Here is a 17,580-nt window from a genome sequence, read left to right as displayed (position 1 = left end):
AAGGAATTTTGCTTTTGCAAGAAATTGCTGAGCATCACACATTATGAGCAAAGAAATGCTAGAAGCCTTCCGTATTTTGGAAGAAGAGAAACACATTAATAAAGATGACATTGTCGAAGCTGTTACGGAGTCTTTAAAATCAGCCTATAAACGCCGTTACGGTCAATCAGAATCATGTGTCATTGAATTTAACGAAAAAACTGGAGATTTCCAAGTCTTCTCAGTTCGTGAAGTTGTTGAAGAAGTTTTTGATAGTCGTTTAGAAATCAGCTTAAGCGATGCCTTAGCAATTAGTTCGGCATATGAACTAGGTGATAAAATTCGCTTTGAAGAATCAGTTGCTGAATTTGGTCGTGTAGCTGCTCAATCGGCAAAACAAACGATTATGGAAAAAATGCGTCGTCAAATGCGTGAAGTTACCTTCAATGAATATAAAGAGCATGAAGGCGAAATCATGACTGGTACTGTGGAACGCTTTGACCAACGTTTTATCTATGTCAACTTAGGGTCACTAGAAGCACAATTATCACATCAGGATCAAATTCCTGGTGAAACTTTCAAGTCACATGACCGCATTGAAGTTTATGTTTACAAAGTTGAAAACAATCCAAAAGGTGTCAATGTTTTTGTAAGTCGTAGCCATCCGGAATTCATCAAACGTATTATGGAACAAGAAATTCCTGAAGTCTTTGATGGAACTGTTGAAATCATGAGTGTTTCTCGTGAGGCAGGAGATCGTACAAAAGTAGCTGTTCGTAGTCATAATCCGAATGTTGATGCAATCGGAACAATCGTTGGTCGTGGTGGAAGTAACATTAAAAAAGTTATCAGTAAATTCCATCCAAAACGTTATGACGCGAAGGCTGGCATCGAAGTACCGGTTGAAGAAAATATCGATGTTATCCAATGGGTAGATGATCCTGCAGAGTTTATCTATAATGCGATTGCACCAGCTGAAGTTGATATGGTACTCTTTGACGACGAAGATATTAAGCGAGCAACTGTTGTTGTTCCAGATAGCAAATTATCATTAGCTATTGGTCGTCGTGGTCAAAACGTTAGACTTGCTGCTCATTTAACAGGTTATAGAATTGATATCAAATCAGCCAGTGAATATGAAGCTGCGGAAGCTGCTAATGAAACAAGTGAAGTTTTAGAAGAGGCAGCAACTTTAAGCGAGGAAGAATAAGAATCGAGGTGTTTTATGCCTAAAGTAAAAAAAATACCTTTACGTAAATCTCTTGTTTCAGGTGAAAGTCTTGATAAAAGAGATTTGCTTCGCATCGTAAAAACGAAAGATGGTCAACTTTTCATAGATCCTACAGGAAAGCAGAATGGTCGTGGGGCATATATAAAACTCGATAACCAGGAAGCTTTGATGGCTAAGAAGAAACATGTTTTTAACCGTAGTTTTGCTATGGAAGTGCCAGAGAGTTTTTATGATGAGTTGATTGCTTATGTGGATCACAAAGTAAAAAGAAGAGAGTTAGGTCTTGAATAATTTAGAGAGATTAACAAATCTTATTGGCCTAGCGCAGCGTGCTGGAAAAGTTATATCTGGTGAGGAATTAGTGGTAAAAGCGATTCAAAATCAATCCGTTCACCTTGTATTTCTAGCAAATGACGCTGGTCCAAATGTTACAAAAAAAGTATCAGATAAAAGTAAATATTATAATGTAGAAGTCTCCACAGTGCTTAGTGCATTGGAATTAAGTTCTGCACTTGGCAAAGCTCGAAAAGTTGTTGCTATTGCAGATGCTGGATTTTCAAAGAAAATGAGGACTCTTATGGAATAGACGAGTAGGAGGACACAAATTGTCAAAGAAAAGATTACATGAAATTGCCAAAGAACTTGGAAAAACAAGTAAAGAAGTTGTTGAAAAAGCAAAAGAACTAGGCTTAGATGTCAAAAGTCACGCTTCAAGTGTTGATGAATTGGCCGCTAGTAAAATTGCATCAAGTTTTTCAGCGAAATCAGAAAAAACTATTACTCCAGAAGTAAAAGCAGAACCTAAAGAATCACCAAGTTCTGCTGTAAAAAAAGAAGTGCAAGCGAAAACGGCTGAGAAAGATTTAGCATCAACTACTGAAAAATCTCAGATTTCATTTGCAGAAAAACCTCAAACGGTAAGACCAAAAAGTCGTAACTTTAAAGCCGAACGAGAAGCGCGGGCTAAGGAGCAAGCAGCTCGCCAACAAGCTGGCAACCAAAATCGTCAAAATGATAATCGATCAAACAATCGTCAAAGTGGATCGCAAAATGGTCGTTTTGGAAATCGGAACCAAAATCAAAATGGTGAACGTCGATTTGATAATAAACCTAATCAAAATGGAAATCGTCAGGATAATCGTCAATTTGGTAATCGGGATAATAACCGTAATCAAGTAAATAACCGTCCGAATGATCGCTATCGTGATAATAGACAGTCTCAGGAACGTGGACAATATCAAGCTCCAGCTCCTAAGATTGACTTTAAAGCCAGAGCGGCTGCTTTAAAAGCAGAACAAAATGCAGAGTATACGCGAACTAGAGAACATCAGTTCCGCGAACAAGAAGAAGCTAAACGACAAGCTCAGATTGCTCAAGAACAAGCAAGAATTCAAGCTGAAAAAGAAGCAGCAAATCTTGCTAAAGCAGCAGCTTTGGAACCAACAAAGGCAAGAGAGTCAGTTGTTACTAAGCCAGTTGTTGAAGCGGCATCAACAAAACCTGTTGATAAACGTCGTAAGAAAGCTCGTCCTGAAAAATCACAAGATGAAGAACAAAATCGTGATAATGGACCTAAAAATAAGAAGAGTTGGAATAATCAAAACCAAGTGAGAAATCAAAGAAATAGTAACTGGAACAAAAAACCTAAAAAAGGTAAAAATAATCGGAATAATAATGTCGCTCCAAAACCAGTAACAGAGCGTAAATTCCATGAATTACCTAAAGAATTTGAATATAGTGAAGGGATGACGGTTGCCGATATCGCAAAACGTATCAAACGTGAACCTGCGGAAATCGTTAAAAAACTCTTTATGATGGGTGTCATGGCAACTCAAAACCAATCTCTTGATGGAGATACCATTGAATTATTGATGGTTGACTATGGAATTGAGGCTAAAGCGAAAGTTGAAGTCGATGATGCTGATATTGAACGCTTCTTTGATGACGAAACTTATCTTAACCCTGAGAATATTGTGGAACGTGCACCAGTTGTTACCATCATGGGACACGTTGACCATGGTAAAACAACTTTATTGGATACCTTACGTAATTCACGTGTTGCTACAGGTGAAGCTGGAGGAATCACTCAGCATATTGGTGCCTATCAGATTGAAGAAGCAGGTAAGAAAATTACCTTCTTGGATACCCCAGGACATGCTGCCTTTACAAGTATGCGTGCGCGTGGAGCATCTGTTACCGATATTACGATTCTGATTGTTGCTGCTGATGATGGTGTAATGCCTCAAACCATTGAAGCTATTAACCACTCAAAAGCTGCACAAGTTCCAATTATTGTTGCAATCAATAAAATTGATAAACCAGGTGCCAATCCTGAACGTGTTATCTCTGAGTTAGCAGAACATGGTATTATCTCAACTGCTTGGGGTGGTGACTGTGAGTTTGTAGAAATCTCAGCTAAATTCAATAAAAATATTGATGAATTACTTGAAACTGTGCTTTTAGTAGCAGAAGTTGAAGAGTTAAAAGCTGACCCAACAGTAAGAGCTATTGGTACGGTTATTGAAGCACGTTTGGATAAAGGAAAAGGTGCGGTTGCGACTCTTCTTGTTCAACAAGGAACCCTTCATGTTCAAGACCCAATCGTTATTGGTAACACCTTTGGACGTGTCCGTGCCATGACAAATGACCTTGGACGTCGTGTCAAATATGCCTTGCCATCAACACCAGTTTCTATTACTGGTTTGAATGAAACACCAATGGCTGGTGATCACTTTGCCGTATATGAAGACGAGAAAGCAGCTCGTGCTGCTGGTGAAGAACGTGCTAAACGTGCTCTTCTTAAACAACGTCAAAATACGCAACGGGTTAGCCTTGATAACCTCTTTGATACCCTCAAAGCTGGTGAAATCAAAACCGTTAATGTTATTATTAAGGCCGATGTTCAAGGTTCAGTAGAAGCCCTTGCAGCTTCACTTCTTAAAATTGAAGTTGAAGGCGTACGAGTAAATGTTGTTCACTCAGCGGTAGGTGCTATTAATGAGTCTGACGTAACACTTGCAGAAGCATCAAATGCGGTTATCATTGGATTTAACGTTCGTCCGACACCGCAAGCTCGTCAACAAGCTGACGCTGATGATGTTGAAATTCGTCTTCATAGTATTATTTACAAAGTTATCGAAGAAGTTGAAGAAGCGATGAAAGGTAAATTGGACCCTGTCTTCAAAGAAAAAATTCTTGGTGAAGCTATTGTCCGTGAAACCTTTAAAGTTTCAAAAGTTGGAACTATCGGTGGATTTATGGTTATCAATGGTAAAATTACCCGTGATTCCAGTGTCCGTGTTATCCGTGATAGTGTAGTTGTCTTCGATGGTAAACTAGCAAGTCTTAAACATTATAAAGATGATGTTAAAGAAGTTGGTAATGCTCAAGAAGGTGGTTTAATGATTGAAAATTATAACGACCTTCAGGTTGATGATACGCTTGAAGCCTACATCATGGAAGAAATCGTAAGAAAATAATTCATAATAAGATTAATTATCATTGATAGAAGCTGGGCTTTCAGCCTGGCTTTTGTCATCATTATTGAGAAAGGAAATGGAAATGGCAAATCATCGTATAGACCGAGTTGGCATGGAAATCAAACGTGAAGTCAATGAGATTTTACAAAAGAAAGTCCGTGATCCACGTGTACAAGGTGTTACAATCACTGAAGTGCAAATGCTAGGCGATTTATCAGCAGCTAAAGTCTACTATACACTTATGAGTGACTTGGCATCTGATAATCAAAAAGCACAAATTGGTTTGGAAAAAGCTACTGGAACGATTAAACGTGAATTAGGACGCAACCTGACCATGTATAAAATTCCAGACTTAATTTTTGAAAAAGATAATTCTATCGCCTACGGTAATAAAATTGACCAACTTCTAAAAGACTTAGAAGCAAAATCAAGTGATAAATAAATAATTAGAGAGTTTCTAACGGAAACTCTCTTTTTTTTTTTGGAATAATCTCAAACAAGTATATTTACAAATGTAAACAAATCGTCTATAATATATTTACAAACGTAAACATAGATTGATATGAACTCCTATCAATCTATTTCACAAAGCCTCTAAAGTGAAGAAAGAAAGGATCAAGAATGCAAACTATTTCCAATGCTGAATGGCAAGTCATGCGTGTTGTCTGGGCTAATGGTCAAATTAAGAGTTCTGAAATTATAGCATTTTTACAAAAGCAACAGCAATGGTCAGCGTCGACCATTAAAACACTTATAGGAAGACTGATTAATAAATCTTTTTTAACTAGCCAAAAACGTGGAAGAGCATTTATTTACAGTGCCATTGTTGACCAGAAAGCTTATCAAAAAATGATGGTGCAGGCAGATATAGAAAAAATTTGTCAAAAAGACCATGCCAAATTACTACTGGAGTTGTTAGCAAAAATTCCAATGACAGCTTCAGACCATCAAGCATTCCAAGATTTATTAAATGAGAGAGCGGGTACACTATTAGAAGCCGTTCCTTGTAACTGTGCCCCAGGGCAATGTCAGTGTCATCCAAAGGAGGGGAGAGTATGAAAGAAGAAGTTTATCTGATTGATGGCATGACTTGTGCCGCCTGCGCTTTGACGGTAGAAAAGGCCGTTAAAAAGTTAGCTGCTACTGAAACTGCCAATGTGAACCTAACCACCGAAAAGTTAAGGGTTACCTACCAAGAAAATGCCTTGACAAGCGACGATATCACAAAAGCTGTCAGTGAGGCAGGTTACCAGGCTCATTTGTATCTTTCAGAAGTTGAGCAAGACCTTCCCAAAAGACAAGATGAAAAAAGCAAGAAACTTTGGCAACAATTCTTATGGTCAAGTCTATTCACCATTCCATTGCTATATATCTCTATGGGATCCATGCTAGGCCTTCCCTTACCAGCTATCATCAGTCCCATGCAGGCACCCAAAAATTTCGCCCTTATCCAACTGCTCCTGAGCTTGCCTGTCTTGTATCTGAACCGTTCCTATTACCAGAGTGGCTTCAAATCCTTGTTTAAAGGGCATCCCAACATGGATAGCTTGGTTGCCCTAGCGACAACATTTGCTTTTATTTACAGCCTTTTTGCAACCAAACAAATTCTGTCTGGCATGGCCCACTATCAACACAGCCTTTACTTTGAGTCTGCCGTTGTCATTTTGACCTTGATTACCCTCGGTAATTTTTTTGAAAATAAATCTAAGAGTAGAACGTCTCAAGCCATTCAAAAACTTCTGGCATTGAAATCAAATGAGGTTAGGGTTATCAGGGGTGACCAACAAGAATTGATTGAACTCAGTCAAGTTCAACTCGGGGACCAGGTTATGGTCAAACCCGGTGAGAAAATTCCTGTAGATGGTCAAGTTCTAAGTGGACAATCCTATGTCGATGAGTCTATGCTAACGGGAGAAAGTGTTCCCAATGAGAAGAAAGTAGGAGAGTCTGTTTACACTGGGACCATCAATGGCCAAGGAAATCTAATTCTTAAAGTGACCAAGCGTCAGGAAGAGACCTTCTTAGCCCAAATCATTCAATTAGTCGAAAATGCTCAGTCAAGTAAAGCCCCTATTGCCAAGATTGCTGACCAAGTTTCGGGTATTTTCGTGCCGATTGTCATTGTTTTGGCTCTGATAACCTTGCTTTTCTGGCTACTTGTTATGAAGGAGGGGATGACTTTCTCCTTGAGCACAGCCATTGCCGTTCTGGTGATTGCCTGTCCATGTGCGCTTGGACTGGCAACACCGACAGCGATTATGGTGGGTTCTGGTCGCGCAGCCGAGTTGGGTATTCTCTTTAAGAGCGGCCAAGATTTGGAACAGTTACAAGCAGTTAAAACCATTGTATTTGATAAAACTGGGACCATTACCCAAGGGCAGCCACAAGTCAGCCAGATAATCAATCTAGATCCAAATGAGAAAGATCTATTGGCTGAAGTAGCGTCTCTTGAAGCTATGTCTGAGCATCCTCTTGGTCAGGCTATTGTGGCAAAAGCTAAGGCAGAAAAGCTGGTTCTTACCCCAGTCCAAGACTTTAAAACGATTACAGGTCAGGGATTAGCAGGAAAAATTAAGAATCAAGAATTTTTAGTAGGAAACAAAGCCTTAATGGAAAGCCATCAGGTAACCTTAAGCCAGCAGCTGTTGGAGCAAGTTGCTACTTTACCTGAACAGGGCACCATTGTCTATCTGGCTAAAAATAAAGAGCTCAAAGCTTTGATATTAATCGAAGATCAGGTTAAGCTTGACAGCCAAAAAACGATTCAAGAACTGCATAAATCAGGTATTAAAACGGTCCTATTAACAGGAGATAATCAAAGAACAGCTCAAGCCATAGCCAATCAAGTAGGAATTGATCAGGTTTATGCTGAGGTCATGCCAGACCAAAAAGCCCAAATGATTGAAAGCTTAAAAGGAAAAGAAGGCTTAGTAGCCATGGTTGGTGACGGTATTAATGATGCCCCAGCCTTGGCGAGTGCTGATTTAGGGATTGCTGTAGGGTCAGGAACTGATATTGCTATTGAATCAGCAAATATCCTCTTAATGCATCCGCAACTCTTAGATTTGGTAACAGCAATGTCACTCAGTCGCAAAACCATCCACATTATCAAAGAGAATTTATTCTGGGCATTTTTCTATAATGTGCTCATGATTCCAGTTGCTATGGGGATTCTTCACTTATTTGGCGGGCCGCTGCTCAATCCTATGCTGGCTGGACTAGCCATGAGTCTTAGTTCGATTTCAGTCGTCCTAAATGCTCTGCGATTAAAAAAAGTAATACTATAAAGGAGAAAACGATGGAAAAAGTATATCAAGTTGAAGGCATGAAATGTGATGGTTGTGTCAAAACAGTCACTGAAAAATTGAGTGCAGTGCGAGGTGTGGAAAAAGTAGTCGTTGATTTAGACAGTAAGGAAGCCCATATTACAGGCAATCCCTTCACCCTCTCATTAAAACGAGCACTCAAAGGAACCAAGTTCAGCATCACAAAAAAATAAGAAAAAAATCCTCACCCCTCAATTCGAGGGGTGGGGATTTTATTGTGCTACAGAAATTTCGGTGTAGTTACGATAGTTTTCTAAAACTTTTGAATCGATAGTCGTATCAGTAATAACCTGATTAATTTGTTCCAATTGGTAGAATACAGAAAAATCATAACTGTCGAATTTTTGACTATCTACTAAAACAAATTTTTCAAATGCATTATCAAGCGCTAATTTTTGAATAGCGCCTTCAGATTCATTATAGGTTGCTATATCATTGCCATTAATAGCATTGCAACTGATAAAGGCTTTAGAAAATTTAAGATTTGAAATGGTCTGGTTTGTAATACTGCCAACAAAGGCACCAGTGATTTCGCGATATTCTCCACCAATGAGAATTAAGTCAATACTTGATGAACTTTTTAAAATAGAAAAGACTGGCAAACTATTCGTAATAACACGAACTTGGCGGTTGATCAATTTCTCTGCAAAGAACTCTAGCGTAGTACCTGGTCCGATAAAAATGGTTTCTCCATCGTTTATCAAAGAGGAAGCTGCTTCAGCAATTTCCTTTTTTTCTTTTATTTGTACAGATAATTTTTCAGTATTAGACTTTTCAACTTTAGAAGGGAATGAAATGCTTTGTGCACCACCATGAATGCGAACCAATTTTCCTAACTTTTCAAGTTCATCTAAATCACGACGTGCCGTCATATCAGAAACTTGTAAATCTCTAATGATTTCATTTACAGTAATAATGCCGCTTGCATTAACTTTTTCTAAAATTTTCAGGAGTCTTTCTCTTTTTAACATAGTATTCTCCTTATTAAAACAGTAAATTTCTTTTTTTATCATAGCATAAATAAAAGTAAAACACAATGACAAACATTATCAAACGAAATGTAACAAAAATAACTTGACATAGAAATGATGTTGTATTATTATGTTTATAAACAAACATTAATAAACAAAAAGGAGTTTCTTATGACAATTATTTTAGGTGCAGATGCACATGGAAATGAATTAAAAGAAGTTATTAAAGAATATTTAATTGAAGAAGGATATCAAATTAATGATGTCACTGACCTTAATAAAGATTTTGTCGACAATACACTTGCCGTTGCTAATGAAGTAACTGAATCAGATGAAAATTTAGGTATTATGATTGATGCCTATGGCGCAGGTCCATTTATGGTTGCAACAAAAATCAAAGGAATGGTAGCAGCTGAAGTTTCTGATGAAAGATCTGCATATATGACAAGAGGACATAACAATGCACGAATGATTACTATAGGTTCTGAAATAGTTGGTCAACTATTAGCTAAAAATATCGCAAAAGGCTTTGTAACAGGAAAATATGATGGTGGTCGTCATCAGATTCGTGTTGATATGTTAAATAAAATGGCTTGAGAAGGAGAAATAAAATGAAAATTGCAATTGGTTGTGACCATATCGTTACTAGTGAAAAAATCGCAGTCTCAGATTTTTTGAAATCTAAAGGTTATGAAGTCGTAGATTTTGGAACATATGATAACACAAGAACCCATTATCCTATTTATGGAAAAAAAGTTGGTGAAGCAGTTGTTAGTGGGCAAGCAGACTTAGGTGTTTGTATCTGCGGAACTGGTGTGGGGATTAATAACGCTGTCAACAAAGTTGCAGGGGTGCGTTCAGCCTTGGTTCGAGATATGACTTCTGCACTTTATGCCAAAGAAGAATTAAATGCCAATGTCATTGGTTTTGGCGGTAAAATTACTGGCGAACTTTTAATGTGTGATATCATTGAGGCTTTTATTAATGCTGAATATAAAGAAACTGAAGAAAACAAAAAATTAATTGCAAAAATTGCCAATTTAGAGCATCCAAACACCAATCAAGAAGATCCGGAGTTCTTTACGGAGTTTTTAGAAAAATGGGATCGTGGTGAATATCACGACTAGGAGGATGTATGATTTTAACAGTAACCCTTAATCCATCAATTGATATTTCTTATCCTTTGGATGAGTCCTTTAAATTAGATACAGTTAATCGTGTATCTAAGACAAGTAAAACTGCCGGTGGAAAAGGATTAAACGTGACTCGTGTTTTATCTGAGGTAGGTGAAGATGTTGTAGCCACAGGCTTAATTGGCGGTCGACAAGGTCAATATCTAATAGACCAACTTGAGCAAAAGGCTATAAAGAATCAATTTTATCAGATAAAAGGTGAAACTCGAAATTGTATTGCCATTTTACATGAAGGATTACAAACAGAAATTTTGGAGAGTGGACCTTTTGTCGACAAAGATGAAGCAGATGGTTTCATGTATCATATGCAGATTATTTGTCGTCAATATGATGTATTAACCATTTCTGGTTCCCTTCCAAAAGGATTGGATAATAATTATTACCAAAAGATTATTTCATTAGCAAATAGCTTTCAAAAGAAAGTTGTTTTAGATTGTTCCGGACCTCCACTTTTAGCAGTTTTAGAATCAGCTGAAAAGCCAACTGTAATTAAACCAAATATTGAAGAGTTAGAGTTGCTACTTAATAAAAATGTGGATACTACAGATTTAGCTTTGAAGAAGGTTTTGAGTGAAGACATTTTTGATGGAGTAGAGTGGGTAATTGTATCTTTAGGAGCAAAGGGTTCATTTGCGAAACACAATAATAAGTTCTATCGTATCTCGATTCCAAAAATTACTGTAAAAAATCCAGTTGGTTCCGGAGATTCAACAGTTGCTGGAATTGCTTGGGGACTTTCTGTAAAAGACGATGATATCACCTTGTTAAAAAAAGCAAATACCTTAGGGATGCTTAACGCACAAGAAGCTTTGACAGGTCATGTTAACATGGGAAACTATTTTGAAATTTTCAATAACATTAATATAGAAGAGGTATAAAATGACTTTAACAACAAATAAACGTGCTTATTTAGAAAAACTCAGTCGTCAAGGAATAATCTCAGCCCTTGCTTTTGATCAACGAGGTGCCTTAAAACGAATGATGGCAAGCCATCAAACAGAAGAGCCAACCATTGAGCAAATGGAAACCTTAAAAGTAATGGTATCTGAAGAATTAACACCCTATGCTTCCTCAATTCTATTAGATCCAGAATATGGTCTTCCTGCAACAAAAGTAAAAGCTACTGAAGCAGGTTTATTATTGGCTTATGAAAAAACTGGTTACGACGCAACTACAACATCTCGCTTACCGGATTGCTTAGTGGATTGGTCTGCTAAACGTATCAAAGAAGCGGGTGCCGATGCTGTTAAATTCTTATTGTATTATGATGTAGATGGTGATCGATCTGTTAATGATCAAAAGAAAGCCTACATTGAACGGATTGGTTCTGAATGCAAAGCTGAAGATATTCCATTCTTCCTTGAAATTTTAACTTATGATGAAACAATCGCTGATAATGGTAGTTTAGCATTTGCTAAAGTTAAAGCCCACAAAGTCAATGAAGCTATGAAAGTCTTCTCTGATGACCGTTTTGGAATTGATGTCCTTAAAGTTGAAGTCCCTGTAAACATGAAATATGTCGAAGGATTCGCGGAAGGGGAAGTAGTCTTTTCTAAAGAAGAAGCTGCGCAGGCTTTTAAAGATCAAGAAGCAGCAAGTCATCTTCCTTATATTTACCTAAGTGCAGGTGTATCTGCTCAATTATTCCAAGAAACCTTAGTCTTTGCAGCTGAATCTGGCGCAAAATTCAACGGAGTGCTTTGTGGCCGTGCGACCTGGTCTGGTTCTGTGCCTGTATACATTGAGGAGGGCGAAGAAGCAGCTCGTCAATGGCTCCGCACGGAAGGTTTTAAAAACATTGATGACCTCAATAAAGTTCTTGAAAAAACAGCAAGCTCATGGGTAGAAAAAGTAGAAGGCTAGGATTTTTCAGATGACCTTATCATTAACAAATGAACATTTAACAGTAACTTTTAAAGATCTAGGTGGCGAACTTAGTTCCATTAAAGATACAGACGGTGTTGAATATCTATGGCAAGGTGATAGTAAATATTGGAGCGGACAAGCTCCAGTACTTTTCCCTATTTGTGGAAGTTTACGTGATAATCAAACCTATTATAGTGACAATAGTCTTGGTCTTGAAAAAGGTTCTATGCCAAGACATGGCTTGGTCCGAAAGGAAGTTTTTAAAGGACAGAAACTTTCTAAAACACAAGCCTTTTATACTTTAACCAGTAACGATACTATGTACCACCAGTATCCTTATCGTTTTGAATTAGGTATCCTTTATACACTCATTGACTCTTCGATAAAAGTGACCTATTGTATTAAAAATTTAGAAGAGAATTTTGAGATGCCATTCACTGTAGGTGGACATCCAGCCTTCAATTGTCCTTTATATGAAAATGAAAGCTATGAAGATTATTATCTTGAATTTTCAGAGCCTGAAGAAGGCACAAGTGCTAAAGTCATTGCTGAAACAGGATTGGTGAATGTGGCAAAACGCCAACATTTTTTAAATGGTAAACATCGTTTGGAATTGGATTATTCACTTTTTAAAGATGACACGATTTTATTAGATCAATTAGTATCCAAATCAGTTAGTCTAAAATCAAAGAATCATAATAAAGGATTAACATTAAATCTTCTTGACTTTCCTTATTTGATCCTTTGGTCTACAGCTAATAGAGGGCCATTTGTAGCACTTGAACCTTGGCTTGGTATCTCAACTTCTGAAACTGAAAATGACAATTTTGATGAGAAACAGAATATGCAATTTTTGGAGCCATACATTTTGAACCAAAAAGTTACTCATTATTCATATGAAATAAGCATAAAAAAACTTTAATTATTTGTTTGAAAGGGTTTACAATAGTTTGTTTTTGTTGTATAATGTATTTAAGTTAATAGAGTGGATTGTAACTAAAGAATAATTTAGGCAAGACCGCAAATGAGTTGGAAGGGAATCTTCTAATTTATTTGTGGTCTTTTTCTATACAAAAGGAGGTAGATATGTTTCGGCTTATAAGAACCTTGAACAATAATGCAGCATTGGTAAAAAATGTTAATGGTGATCAAGCTGTTGTCATGGGGTTAGGCATAACGTTTCAAAAGAAAAAAGGTGATATCATCTATGATGAAAAAATCGAAAAAATCTTCTCACTCAAAAATGAAGAAGCAAAAGAAAATTTTCTCTTATTATTAAAAGATGTTCCTATGGATTTCATTTCTGCTACTTATGACATTATTGAACTCTTGGTTAAAGAGTTTCATTATCCCGTTCAAAACTACTTGTATGTTACTTTGACGGATCATATTTATTGTTCCTACAAAACCATCAAGCATGGAACTTATCAGGAAAGTCGATTACCGGATATCTCAAAAGAATATCCAATGGAATATCAAATGGGAAGCATTGCTTTAGCGGAATTAAGAAAGCGATTACTTAACCAATTTCCTGATGATGAGATTGCTCGTATAGCATTGCATTTCATCAATGCTAAAGGACAAGATGAAACGGACAGTGGTCAACTTAGTAAGAATTTTTCAAGAGATATTTTGGAGCAGATTAAACAAGAACTGAGTACTCATGGGATTACCAGACAAAATTCCAATGAAAATTATTATGACCGTTTGATGGTTCACTTGACTTATTTCTTAAATGCTTTAGATAGAAAAGAAAGTCAAAATAGTTCAATTTTAAATATTGAAGAGCAAGTTAAGCAGGAATACCCTACAGCTTATGAAATTGGTAGTGGTATTTACGATTTGATTAGTCGTGAAACTGGTCAGGGCTTACAAGCTGGCGAAAAAGTTTATTTGGTATTACATATTCAAAGAATAATTGATAAGGAAGAATAAAATGACAAAAAAAGAACTAACCATGTTAGGTTTTGAAATCGTTGCTTACGCTGGTGATGCTAGATCGAAATTACTAGAAGCTCTAAATGCTGCGAAAACTGGTGATTATGCGCGTGCTGAAGAACTTTGTCAAGCGGCTAACGAATGCATCGTTGAAGCACATAAATCCCAAACAAGTTTATTACAAGCAGAATCTTCTGGTGAAGATATCGATTTTAGCGTGACTTTAATGCATGGGCAGGATCATTTGATGACAACCATGTTATTACAAGATATGATGAAACACATGATTGAATTATATAAAAGAGGATAAAAATGAATAAATTAATTGCTCAAATCGAAAAACAAAAGCCACTTTTCGAAAAAATGTCACGTAACATTTATTTACGTGCTATCCGTGACGGCTTTATTGCTGGAATGCCAGTCATACTTTTCTCAAGTATTTTTATCTTGATTGCTTATGTTCCAAATGCATGGGGATTCCATTGGTCAAAAGGTGTTGAATCATTATTAATGACGCCTTATAGCTATTCAATGGGTATCTTAGGGTTCTTCGTGGCCGGAACAACAGCAAAAGCACTCACAGATTCAATGAATAGGGAGTTAGAATCAACCAATCAAATTAACTTTATTGCTACTATGCTTGCAACCATGGTTGGTTTCTTACTTATGGCAGCTGATCCTTCAAAAGATGGAGGAGTCATCACGGCCTTTATGGGAACAAAAGGGTTACTTACAGCCTTCTTGGCAGCTTTTATTACTGTCAATATTTATAAATTCTGTGTGAAACGTAATATAACCATTCGTATGCCTGAGGAAGTTCCACCAAATATTTCACAAGTATTTAAAGATTTAATTCCATTTACTTTCTCTGTTGTTTTTATATATTGCCTACAATTACTTGTAAAATCAATTATGGGTGTTAACGTCGCACAATCAATTGGTACTTTATTAGCACCTTTATTCCAAGCCGCTGATGGTTATCTTGGTATTACTTTAATCTTTGGCGCTTATGCTTTCTTCTGGTTTGTAGGGATTCACGGTCCTTCAATTGTTGAACCTGCGATTGCAGCCATTACTTATGCTAATGCAGAAGTTAATTTAAACTTATTACAAGCTGGGCAACACGCTGATAAGATTTTAACGTCTGGAACACAAATGTTTATCGTAACAATGGGCGGAACTGGAGCTACATTAGTTGTACCGTTCATGTTTATGTGGATGACTAAATCAAAACGTAACAAAGCAATTGGGCGTGCATCAGTTGTACCAACATTCTTCGGTGTTAATGAACCAATCCTTTTTGGTGCTCCACTTGTTTTAAATCCAATCTTCTTTATACCGTTTATCATGGCACCAATTGTCAATGTTTGGATTTTCAAATTCTTTATTGATAGTTTAGGAATGAATAGTTTCACAGCTAACCTTCCTTGGACAACTCCTGCTCCTTTAGGTTTACTATTAGGCACTAACTTCCAACTCTTATCATTTATTTTAGCTATTGTATTGATTGTTGTTGATGTGATTATTTATTATCCATTCTTAAAAGTTTATGATGAACAGATTCTTGCTGAAGAAACAGCGGGAACATCAACTGCTGATGCTCTTAAAGAAAAAGTTGCTGCTAACTTCGATATTAAAAAAGCCGATGCGATTTTAGATAATGCCGGTGTTGCCCCTTTAGCTTCACAAGCTATAACTGATCAAACCAACGTACTAGTTCTATGTGCAGGTGGTGGTACAAGTGGTCTCCTTGCCAATACCTTAAACAAAGCAGCGAAAGAATACAATGAACCTATTTTTGCAGCAGCTGGTTCATATGGAGCCCACCGTGAAATCCTACCAGAATATCAACTGGTAGTACTTGCCCCACAAGTTGCTTCAAACTATGAAGATATCAAAAAAGAAACAGATAAACTTGGCATCAAATTAGCTAAAACTGAAGGTGCTGAATACATTAAATTAACACGTGATGGACAAGGTGCTCTTGATTTTGTTCGTAAACAAATGATTGCTTGAGTTTTGTAGCATGAGCTTGAAAACCAAAGTTCATGCTCTGTTTTATAAGGAGTAAATAATGAAAACTTTACCAAATGATTTTATTTTTGGCGGTGCAACAGCTGCTTATCAAGCGGAAGGCGCAACGCATACAGATGGAAAAGGACCAGTTGCTTGGGACAAATATTTGGAAGATAATTATTGGTATACAGCTGAACCAGCTAGTGACTTTTACCATAAGTATCCTGTGGATTTACGATTGGCTGAAGAGTATGGTGTAAATGGCATTCGAATTTCAATCGCTTGGTCTCGTATTTTCCCACAAGGTTTCGGCCAAGTAAATGAGAAAGGTGTTGCATACTATCATAATGTCTTTGCAGAGTGCCGTAAGCGACATGTTGAGCCTTTTGTAACCTTACACCACTTTGATACACCAGAAGCCCTTCATTCAAATGGAGACTTCCTTAATCGTGACAATATCGATCATTTTGTTGATTATGCAGCCTTTTGCTTTAAAGAGTTTTCTGAAATTAATTACTGGACAACTTTTAACGAAATTGGACCAATTGGAGACGGACAATATTTGATTGGTAAATTTCCACCAGGCATTAAATACGATTTAGCGAAACTTTTCCAATCCCATCACAACATGATGGTTTCTCATGCACGCGCAGTTAAACTCTATAAAGATGCAGGCTATTCTGGTGAGATTGGTGTGGTACATGCTCTTCCAACAAAATACCCCTATGATTCGTCAAATCCAGCAGATGTACATGCGGCAGAATTAGAAGATATTATTCATAATAAATTTATTCTCGACGCAACTTATCTTGGACATTATTCACCAGAAACCTTAGCAGGTGTCAAAGAAATCTTAGATGTAAACGGCGGTCAGCTTGATATTACTGAAGAAGACTTAGCTATTCTTGATGCTGCTAAAGATATAAATGACTTTCTCGGGATTAATTATTATATGAGTGATTGGATGCGTTACTTTGAGTGTGAGACAGAAATTGTTCATAATGGTAAAGGAGAAAAAGGCAGTTCTAAATACCAAATTAAAGGTGTTGGTAAACGAGAAGCACCAAGTCATATTCCTAAAACAGAATGGGACTGGATTATTTATCCTAAGGGATTATATGATCAAATTTTGAGAATAAAAAATGATTACCCTAACTATCACAAAATTTATATTACTGAAAATGGTTTAGGGTATAAAGATAAATTTGAGAATAATACAGTTAATGATGACGAAAGAATTGATTATGTCAAAAAACATTTAGAAGCTATATCTGATGCAATTGAGGATGGTGCGAATGTAAAAGGATATTTCATTTGGTCACTGATGGATGTCTTCTCATGGTCAAATGGATATGAGAAAAGATACGGACTTTTTTATGTCGATTTTGACTCTCAAATTAGGTATCCTAAAAAGAGTGCTCACTGGTTCAAAGCTGTAGCGACAAGTAAAAATATTTTATAATTATTAACTATTAATCAAAATCCCCGCTCCTCAAATCGAGGGGTGAGGATTTTGTGTCATTTCTCCTTTTTTAAGAAATTCTGCTAAACTATTATTAGGAACTGTTTGCACCAGAAAGG

The 17,580-nt window shown here is 36.9% G+C and carries 18 protein-coding genes; 17 read left to right on the top strand and 1 reads right to left on the bottom strand.

What is annotated here, in order from left to right:
• Window positions 1-43: 43 nt before the first annotated feature.
• From nusA to A9Q68_RS06085, 8 genes are all read left to right on the top strand, one after another.
• On the top strand, window positions 44-1,189 hold the full coding sequence (nusA, locus tag A9Q68_RS06120; protein WP_071793806.1) for a transcription termination factor NusA: 1,146 nt from the start codon (window positions 44-46) through the stop codon (window positions 1,187-1,189).
• Window positions 1,190-1,204: 15 nt separating this feature from the next.
• A complete protein-coding gene (gene rnpM / locus A9Q68_RS06115) occupies window positions 1,205-1,501 on the top strand; it encodes an RNase P modulator RnpM (RefSeq protein ID WP_071793805.1) in 297 nt (98 codons plus the stop codon).
• Window positions 1,494-1,796: a YlxQ-related RNA-binding protein gene (locus A9Q68_RS06110; protein WP_071793804.1), complete on the top strand. Its 303-nt coding sequence runs from the start codon at window positions 1,494-1,496 to the stop codon at window positions 1,794-1,796. The genes rnpM and A9Q68_RS06110 overlap by 8 nt, the downstream gene beginning before the upstream one ends.
• Before the next feature lie 19 nt (window positions 1,797-1,815).
• Window positions 1,816-4,689: a translation initiation factor IF-2 gene (infB, locus tag A9Q68_RS06105; protein ID WP_071793803.1), complete on the top strand. Its 2,874-nt coding sequence runs from the start codon at window positions 1,816-1,818 to the stop codon at window positions 4,687-4,689.
• Window positions 4,690-4,771: 82 nt separating this feature from the next.
• Window positions 4,772-5,131 carry a 30S ribosome-binding factor RbfA gene (gene rbfA / locus A9Q68_RS06100; RefSeq protein WP_071793802.1) on the top strand — a complete coding sequence of 120 codons (360 nt, stop codon included), beginning with the start codon at window positions 4,772-4,774 and terminating at the stop codon, window positions 5,129-5,131.
• 179 nt (window positions 5,132-5,310) lie between these two features.
• Window positions 5,311-5,748, top strand: coding sequence for a CopY/TcrY family copper transport repressor (locus A9Q68_RS06095; RefSeq protein ID WP_071793801.1), 438 nt, complete (start codon window positions 5,311-5,313; stop codon window positions 5,746-5,748).
• Window positions 5,745-7,976 carry a heavy metal translocating P-type ATPase gene (locus A9Q68_RS06090; RefSeq protein WP_071793800.1) on the top strand — a complete coding sequence of 744 codons (2,232 nt, stop codon included), beginning with the start codon at window positions 5,745-5,747 and terminating at the stop codon, window positions 7,974-7,976. Before A9Q68_RS06095 ends, A9Q68_RS06090 begins: the two co-directional genes overlap by 4 nt.
• 11 nt (window positions 7,977-7,987) lie before the next feature.
• Window positions 7,988-8,188, top strand: a complete 201-nt coding sequence (locus A9Q68_RS06085; protein ID WP_071793799.1) for a heavy-metal-associated domain-containing protein — start codon at window positions 7,988-7,990, stop codon at window positions 8,186-8,188.
• 39 nt (window positions 8,189-8,227) lie between these two features.
• On the opposite strand, the gene A9Q68_RS06080 is transcribed toward A9Q68_RS06085, so the two are convergent.
• Window positions 8,228-8,986: a DeoR/GlpR family DNA-binding transcription regulator gene (locus A9Q68_RS06080; RefSeq protein WP_071793798.1), complete on the bottom strand. Its 759-nt coding sequence runs from the start codon at window positions 8,984-8,986 to the stop codon at window positions 8,228-8,230.
• Between the two features lie 171 nt (window positions 8,987-9,157).
• On the opposite strand from A9Q68_RS06080, the gene lacA reads away from it, so the two are divergent.
• The 9 genes from lacA (at window position 9,158) to lacG (ending at window position 17,461) form a co-directional block, all read left to right on the top strand.
• Window positions 9,158-9,583: a galactose-6-phosphate isomerase subunit LacA gene (gene lacA / locus A9Q68_RS06075; RefSeq protein WP_071793797.1), complete on the top strand. Its 426-nt coding sequence runs from the start codon at window positions 9,158-9,160 to the stop codon at window positions 9,581-9,583.
• Window positions 9,584-9,597: 14 nt separating this feature from the next.
• Window positions 9,598-10,113 carry a galactose-6-phosphate isomerase subunit LacB gene (lacB, locus tag A9Q68_RS06070; protein WP_071793796.1) on the top strand — a complete coding sequence of 172 codons (516 nt, stop codon included), beginning with the start codon at window positions 9,598-9,600 and terminating at the stop codon, window positions 10,111-10,113.
• Between the two features lie 8 nt (window positions 10,114-10,121).
• The gene (locus tag A9Q68_RS06065) at window positions 10,122-11,057 is read left to right on the top strand and encodes a tagatose-6-phosphate kinase (protein WP_071793795.1); all 936 of its coding nucleotides are present in this window, start codon (window positions 10,122-10,124) and stop codon (window positions 11,055-11,057) included.
• A gap of 1 nt (window position 11,058) precedes the next feature.
• Window positions 11,059-12,042: a tagatose-bisphosphate aldolase gene (lacD, locus tag A9Q68_RS06060; protein ID WP_071793794.1), complete on the top strand. Its 984-nt coding sequence runs from the start codon at window positions 11,059-11,061 to the stop codon at window positions 12,040-12,042.
• Between the two features lie 10 nt (window positions 12,043-12,052).
• Window positions 12,053-12,967 (top strand): aldose 1-epimerase family protein, encoded by a 915-nt coding sequence (locus tag A9Q68_RS06055; RefSeq protein WP_071793793.1) that lies wholly within the window; start codon window positions 12,053-12,055, stop codon window positions 12,965-12,967.
• A gap of 164 nt (window positions 12,968-13,131) precedes the next feature.
• On the top strand, window positions 13,132-13,980 hold the full coding sequence (locus tag A9Q68_RS06050; protein WP_071793792.1) for a PRD domain-containing protein: 849 nt from the start codon (window positions 13,132-13,134) through the stop codon (window positions 13,978-13,980).
• Window position 13,981: 1 nt separating this feature from the next.
• On the top strand, window positions 13,982-14,293 hold the full coding sequence (locus tag A9Q68_RS06045; protein WP_071793791.1) for a PTS lactose/cellobiose transporter subunit IIA: 312 nt from the start codon (window positions 13,982-13,984) through the stop codon (window positions 14,291-14,293).
• A 2-nt stretch (window positions 14,294-14,295) separates the two neighbouring features.
• Window positions 14,296-15,999 (top strand): lactose-specific PTS transporter subunit EIIC, encoded by a 1,704-nt coding sequence (locus A9Q68_RS06040; protein WP_071793790.1) that lies wholly within the window; start codon window positions 14,296-14,298, stop codon window positions 15,997-15,999.
• Between the two features lie 55 nt (window positions 16,000-16,054).
• The gene (gene lacG, locus A9Q68_RS06035) at window positions 16,055-17,461 is read left to right on the top strand and encodes a 6-phospho-beta-galactosidase (protein WP_071793789.1); all 1,407 of its coding nucleotides are present in this window, start codon (window positions 16,055-16,057) and stop codon (window positions 17,459-17,461) included.
• Window positions 17,462-17,580 lie beyond the last annotated feature (119 nt).

The sequence above is a fragment of the Streptococcus bovimastitidis genome (assembly GCF_001885095.1).
Classification (GTDB): Bacteria; Bacillota; Bacilli; order Lactobacillales; family Streptococcaceae; genus Streptococcus; species Streptococcus bovimastitidis.
Note: the sequence above shows the minus strand (reverse complement) of the source record. Positions and strands in the feature narration are given on the sequence as shown.

Bases quoted from the DNA above. Each gene is read 5' to 3' on its own strand.
- nusA (WP_071793806.1), top strand. From the start codon at position 44: ATGAGCAAAGAAATGCTAGAAGCCTTCCGTATTTTGGAAGAAGAGAAA.
- A9Q68_RS06090 (WP_071793800.1), top strand. From the start codon at position 5,745: ATGAAAGAAGAAGTTTATCTGATTGATGGCATGACTTGTGCCGCCTGC.
- A9Q68_RS06095 (WP_071793801.1), top strand. From the start codon at position 5,311: ATGCAAACTATTTCCAATGCTGAATGGCAAGTCATGCGTGTTGTCTGG.
- rnpM (WP_071793805.1), top strand. From the start codon at position 1,205: ATGCCTAAAGTAAAAAAAATACCTTTACGTAAATCTCTTGTTTCAGGT.
- A9Q68_RS06045 (WP_071793791.1), top strand. From the start codon at position 13,982: ATGACAAAAAAAGAACTAACCATGTTAGGTTTTGAAATCGTTGCTTAC.
- lacD (WP_071793794.1), top strand. From the start codon at position 11,059: ATGACTTTAACAACAAATAAACGTGCTTATTTAGAAAAACTCAGTCGT.
- A9Q68_RS06065 (WP_071793795.1), top strand. From the start codon at position 10,122: ATGATTTTAACAGTAACCCTTAATCCATCAATTGATATTTCTTATCCT.
- A9Q68_RS06040 (WP_071793790.1), top strand. From the start codon at position 14,296: ATGAATAAATTAATTGCTCAAATCGAAAAACAAAAGCCACTTTTCGAA.
- lacB (WP_071793796.1), top strand. From the start codon at position 9,598: ATGAAAATTGCAATTGGTTGTGACCATATCGTTACTAGTGAAAAAATC.
- lacA (WP_071793797.1), top strand. From the start codon at position 9,158: ATGACAATTATTTTAGGTGCAGATGCACATGGAAATGAATTAAAAGAA.
- A9Q68_RS06055 (WP_071793793.1), top strand. From the start codon at position 12,053: ATGACCTTATCATTAACAAATGAACATTTAACAGTAACTTTTAAAGAT.
- A9Q68_RS06050 (WP_071793792.1), top strand. From the start codon at position 13,132: ATGTTTCGGCTTATAAGAACCTTGAACAATAATGCAGCATTGGTAAAA.
- A9Q68_RS06080 (WP_071793798.1), bottom strand. From the start codon at position 8,986: ATGTTAAAAAGAGAAAGACTCCTGAAAATTTTAGAAAAAGTTAATGCA.
- rbfA (WP_071793802.1), top strand. From the start codon at position 4,772: ATGGCAAATCATCGTATAGACCGAGTTGGCATGGAAATCAAACGTGAA.
- A9Q68_RS06085 (WP_071793799.1), top strand. From the start codon at position 7,988: ATGGAAAAAGTATATCAAGTTGAAGGCATGAAATGTGATGGTTGTGTC.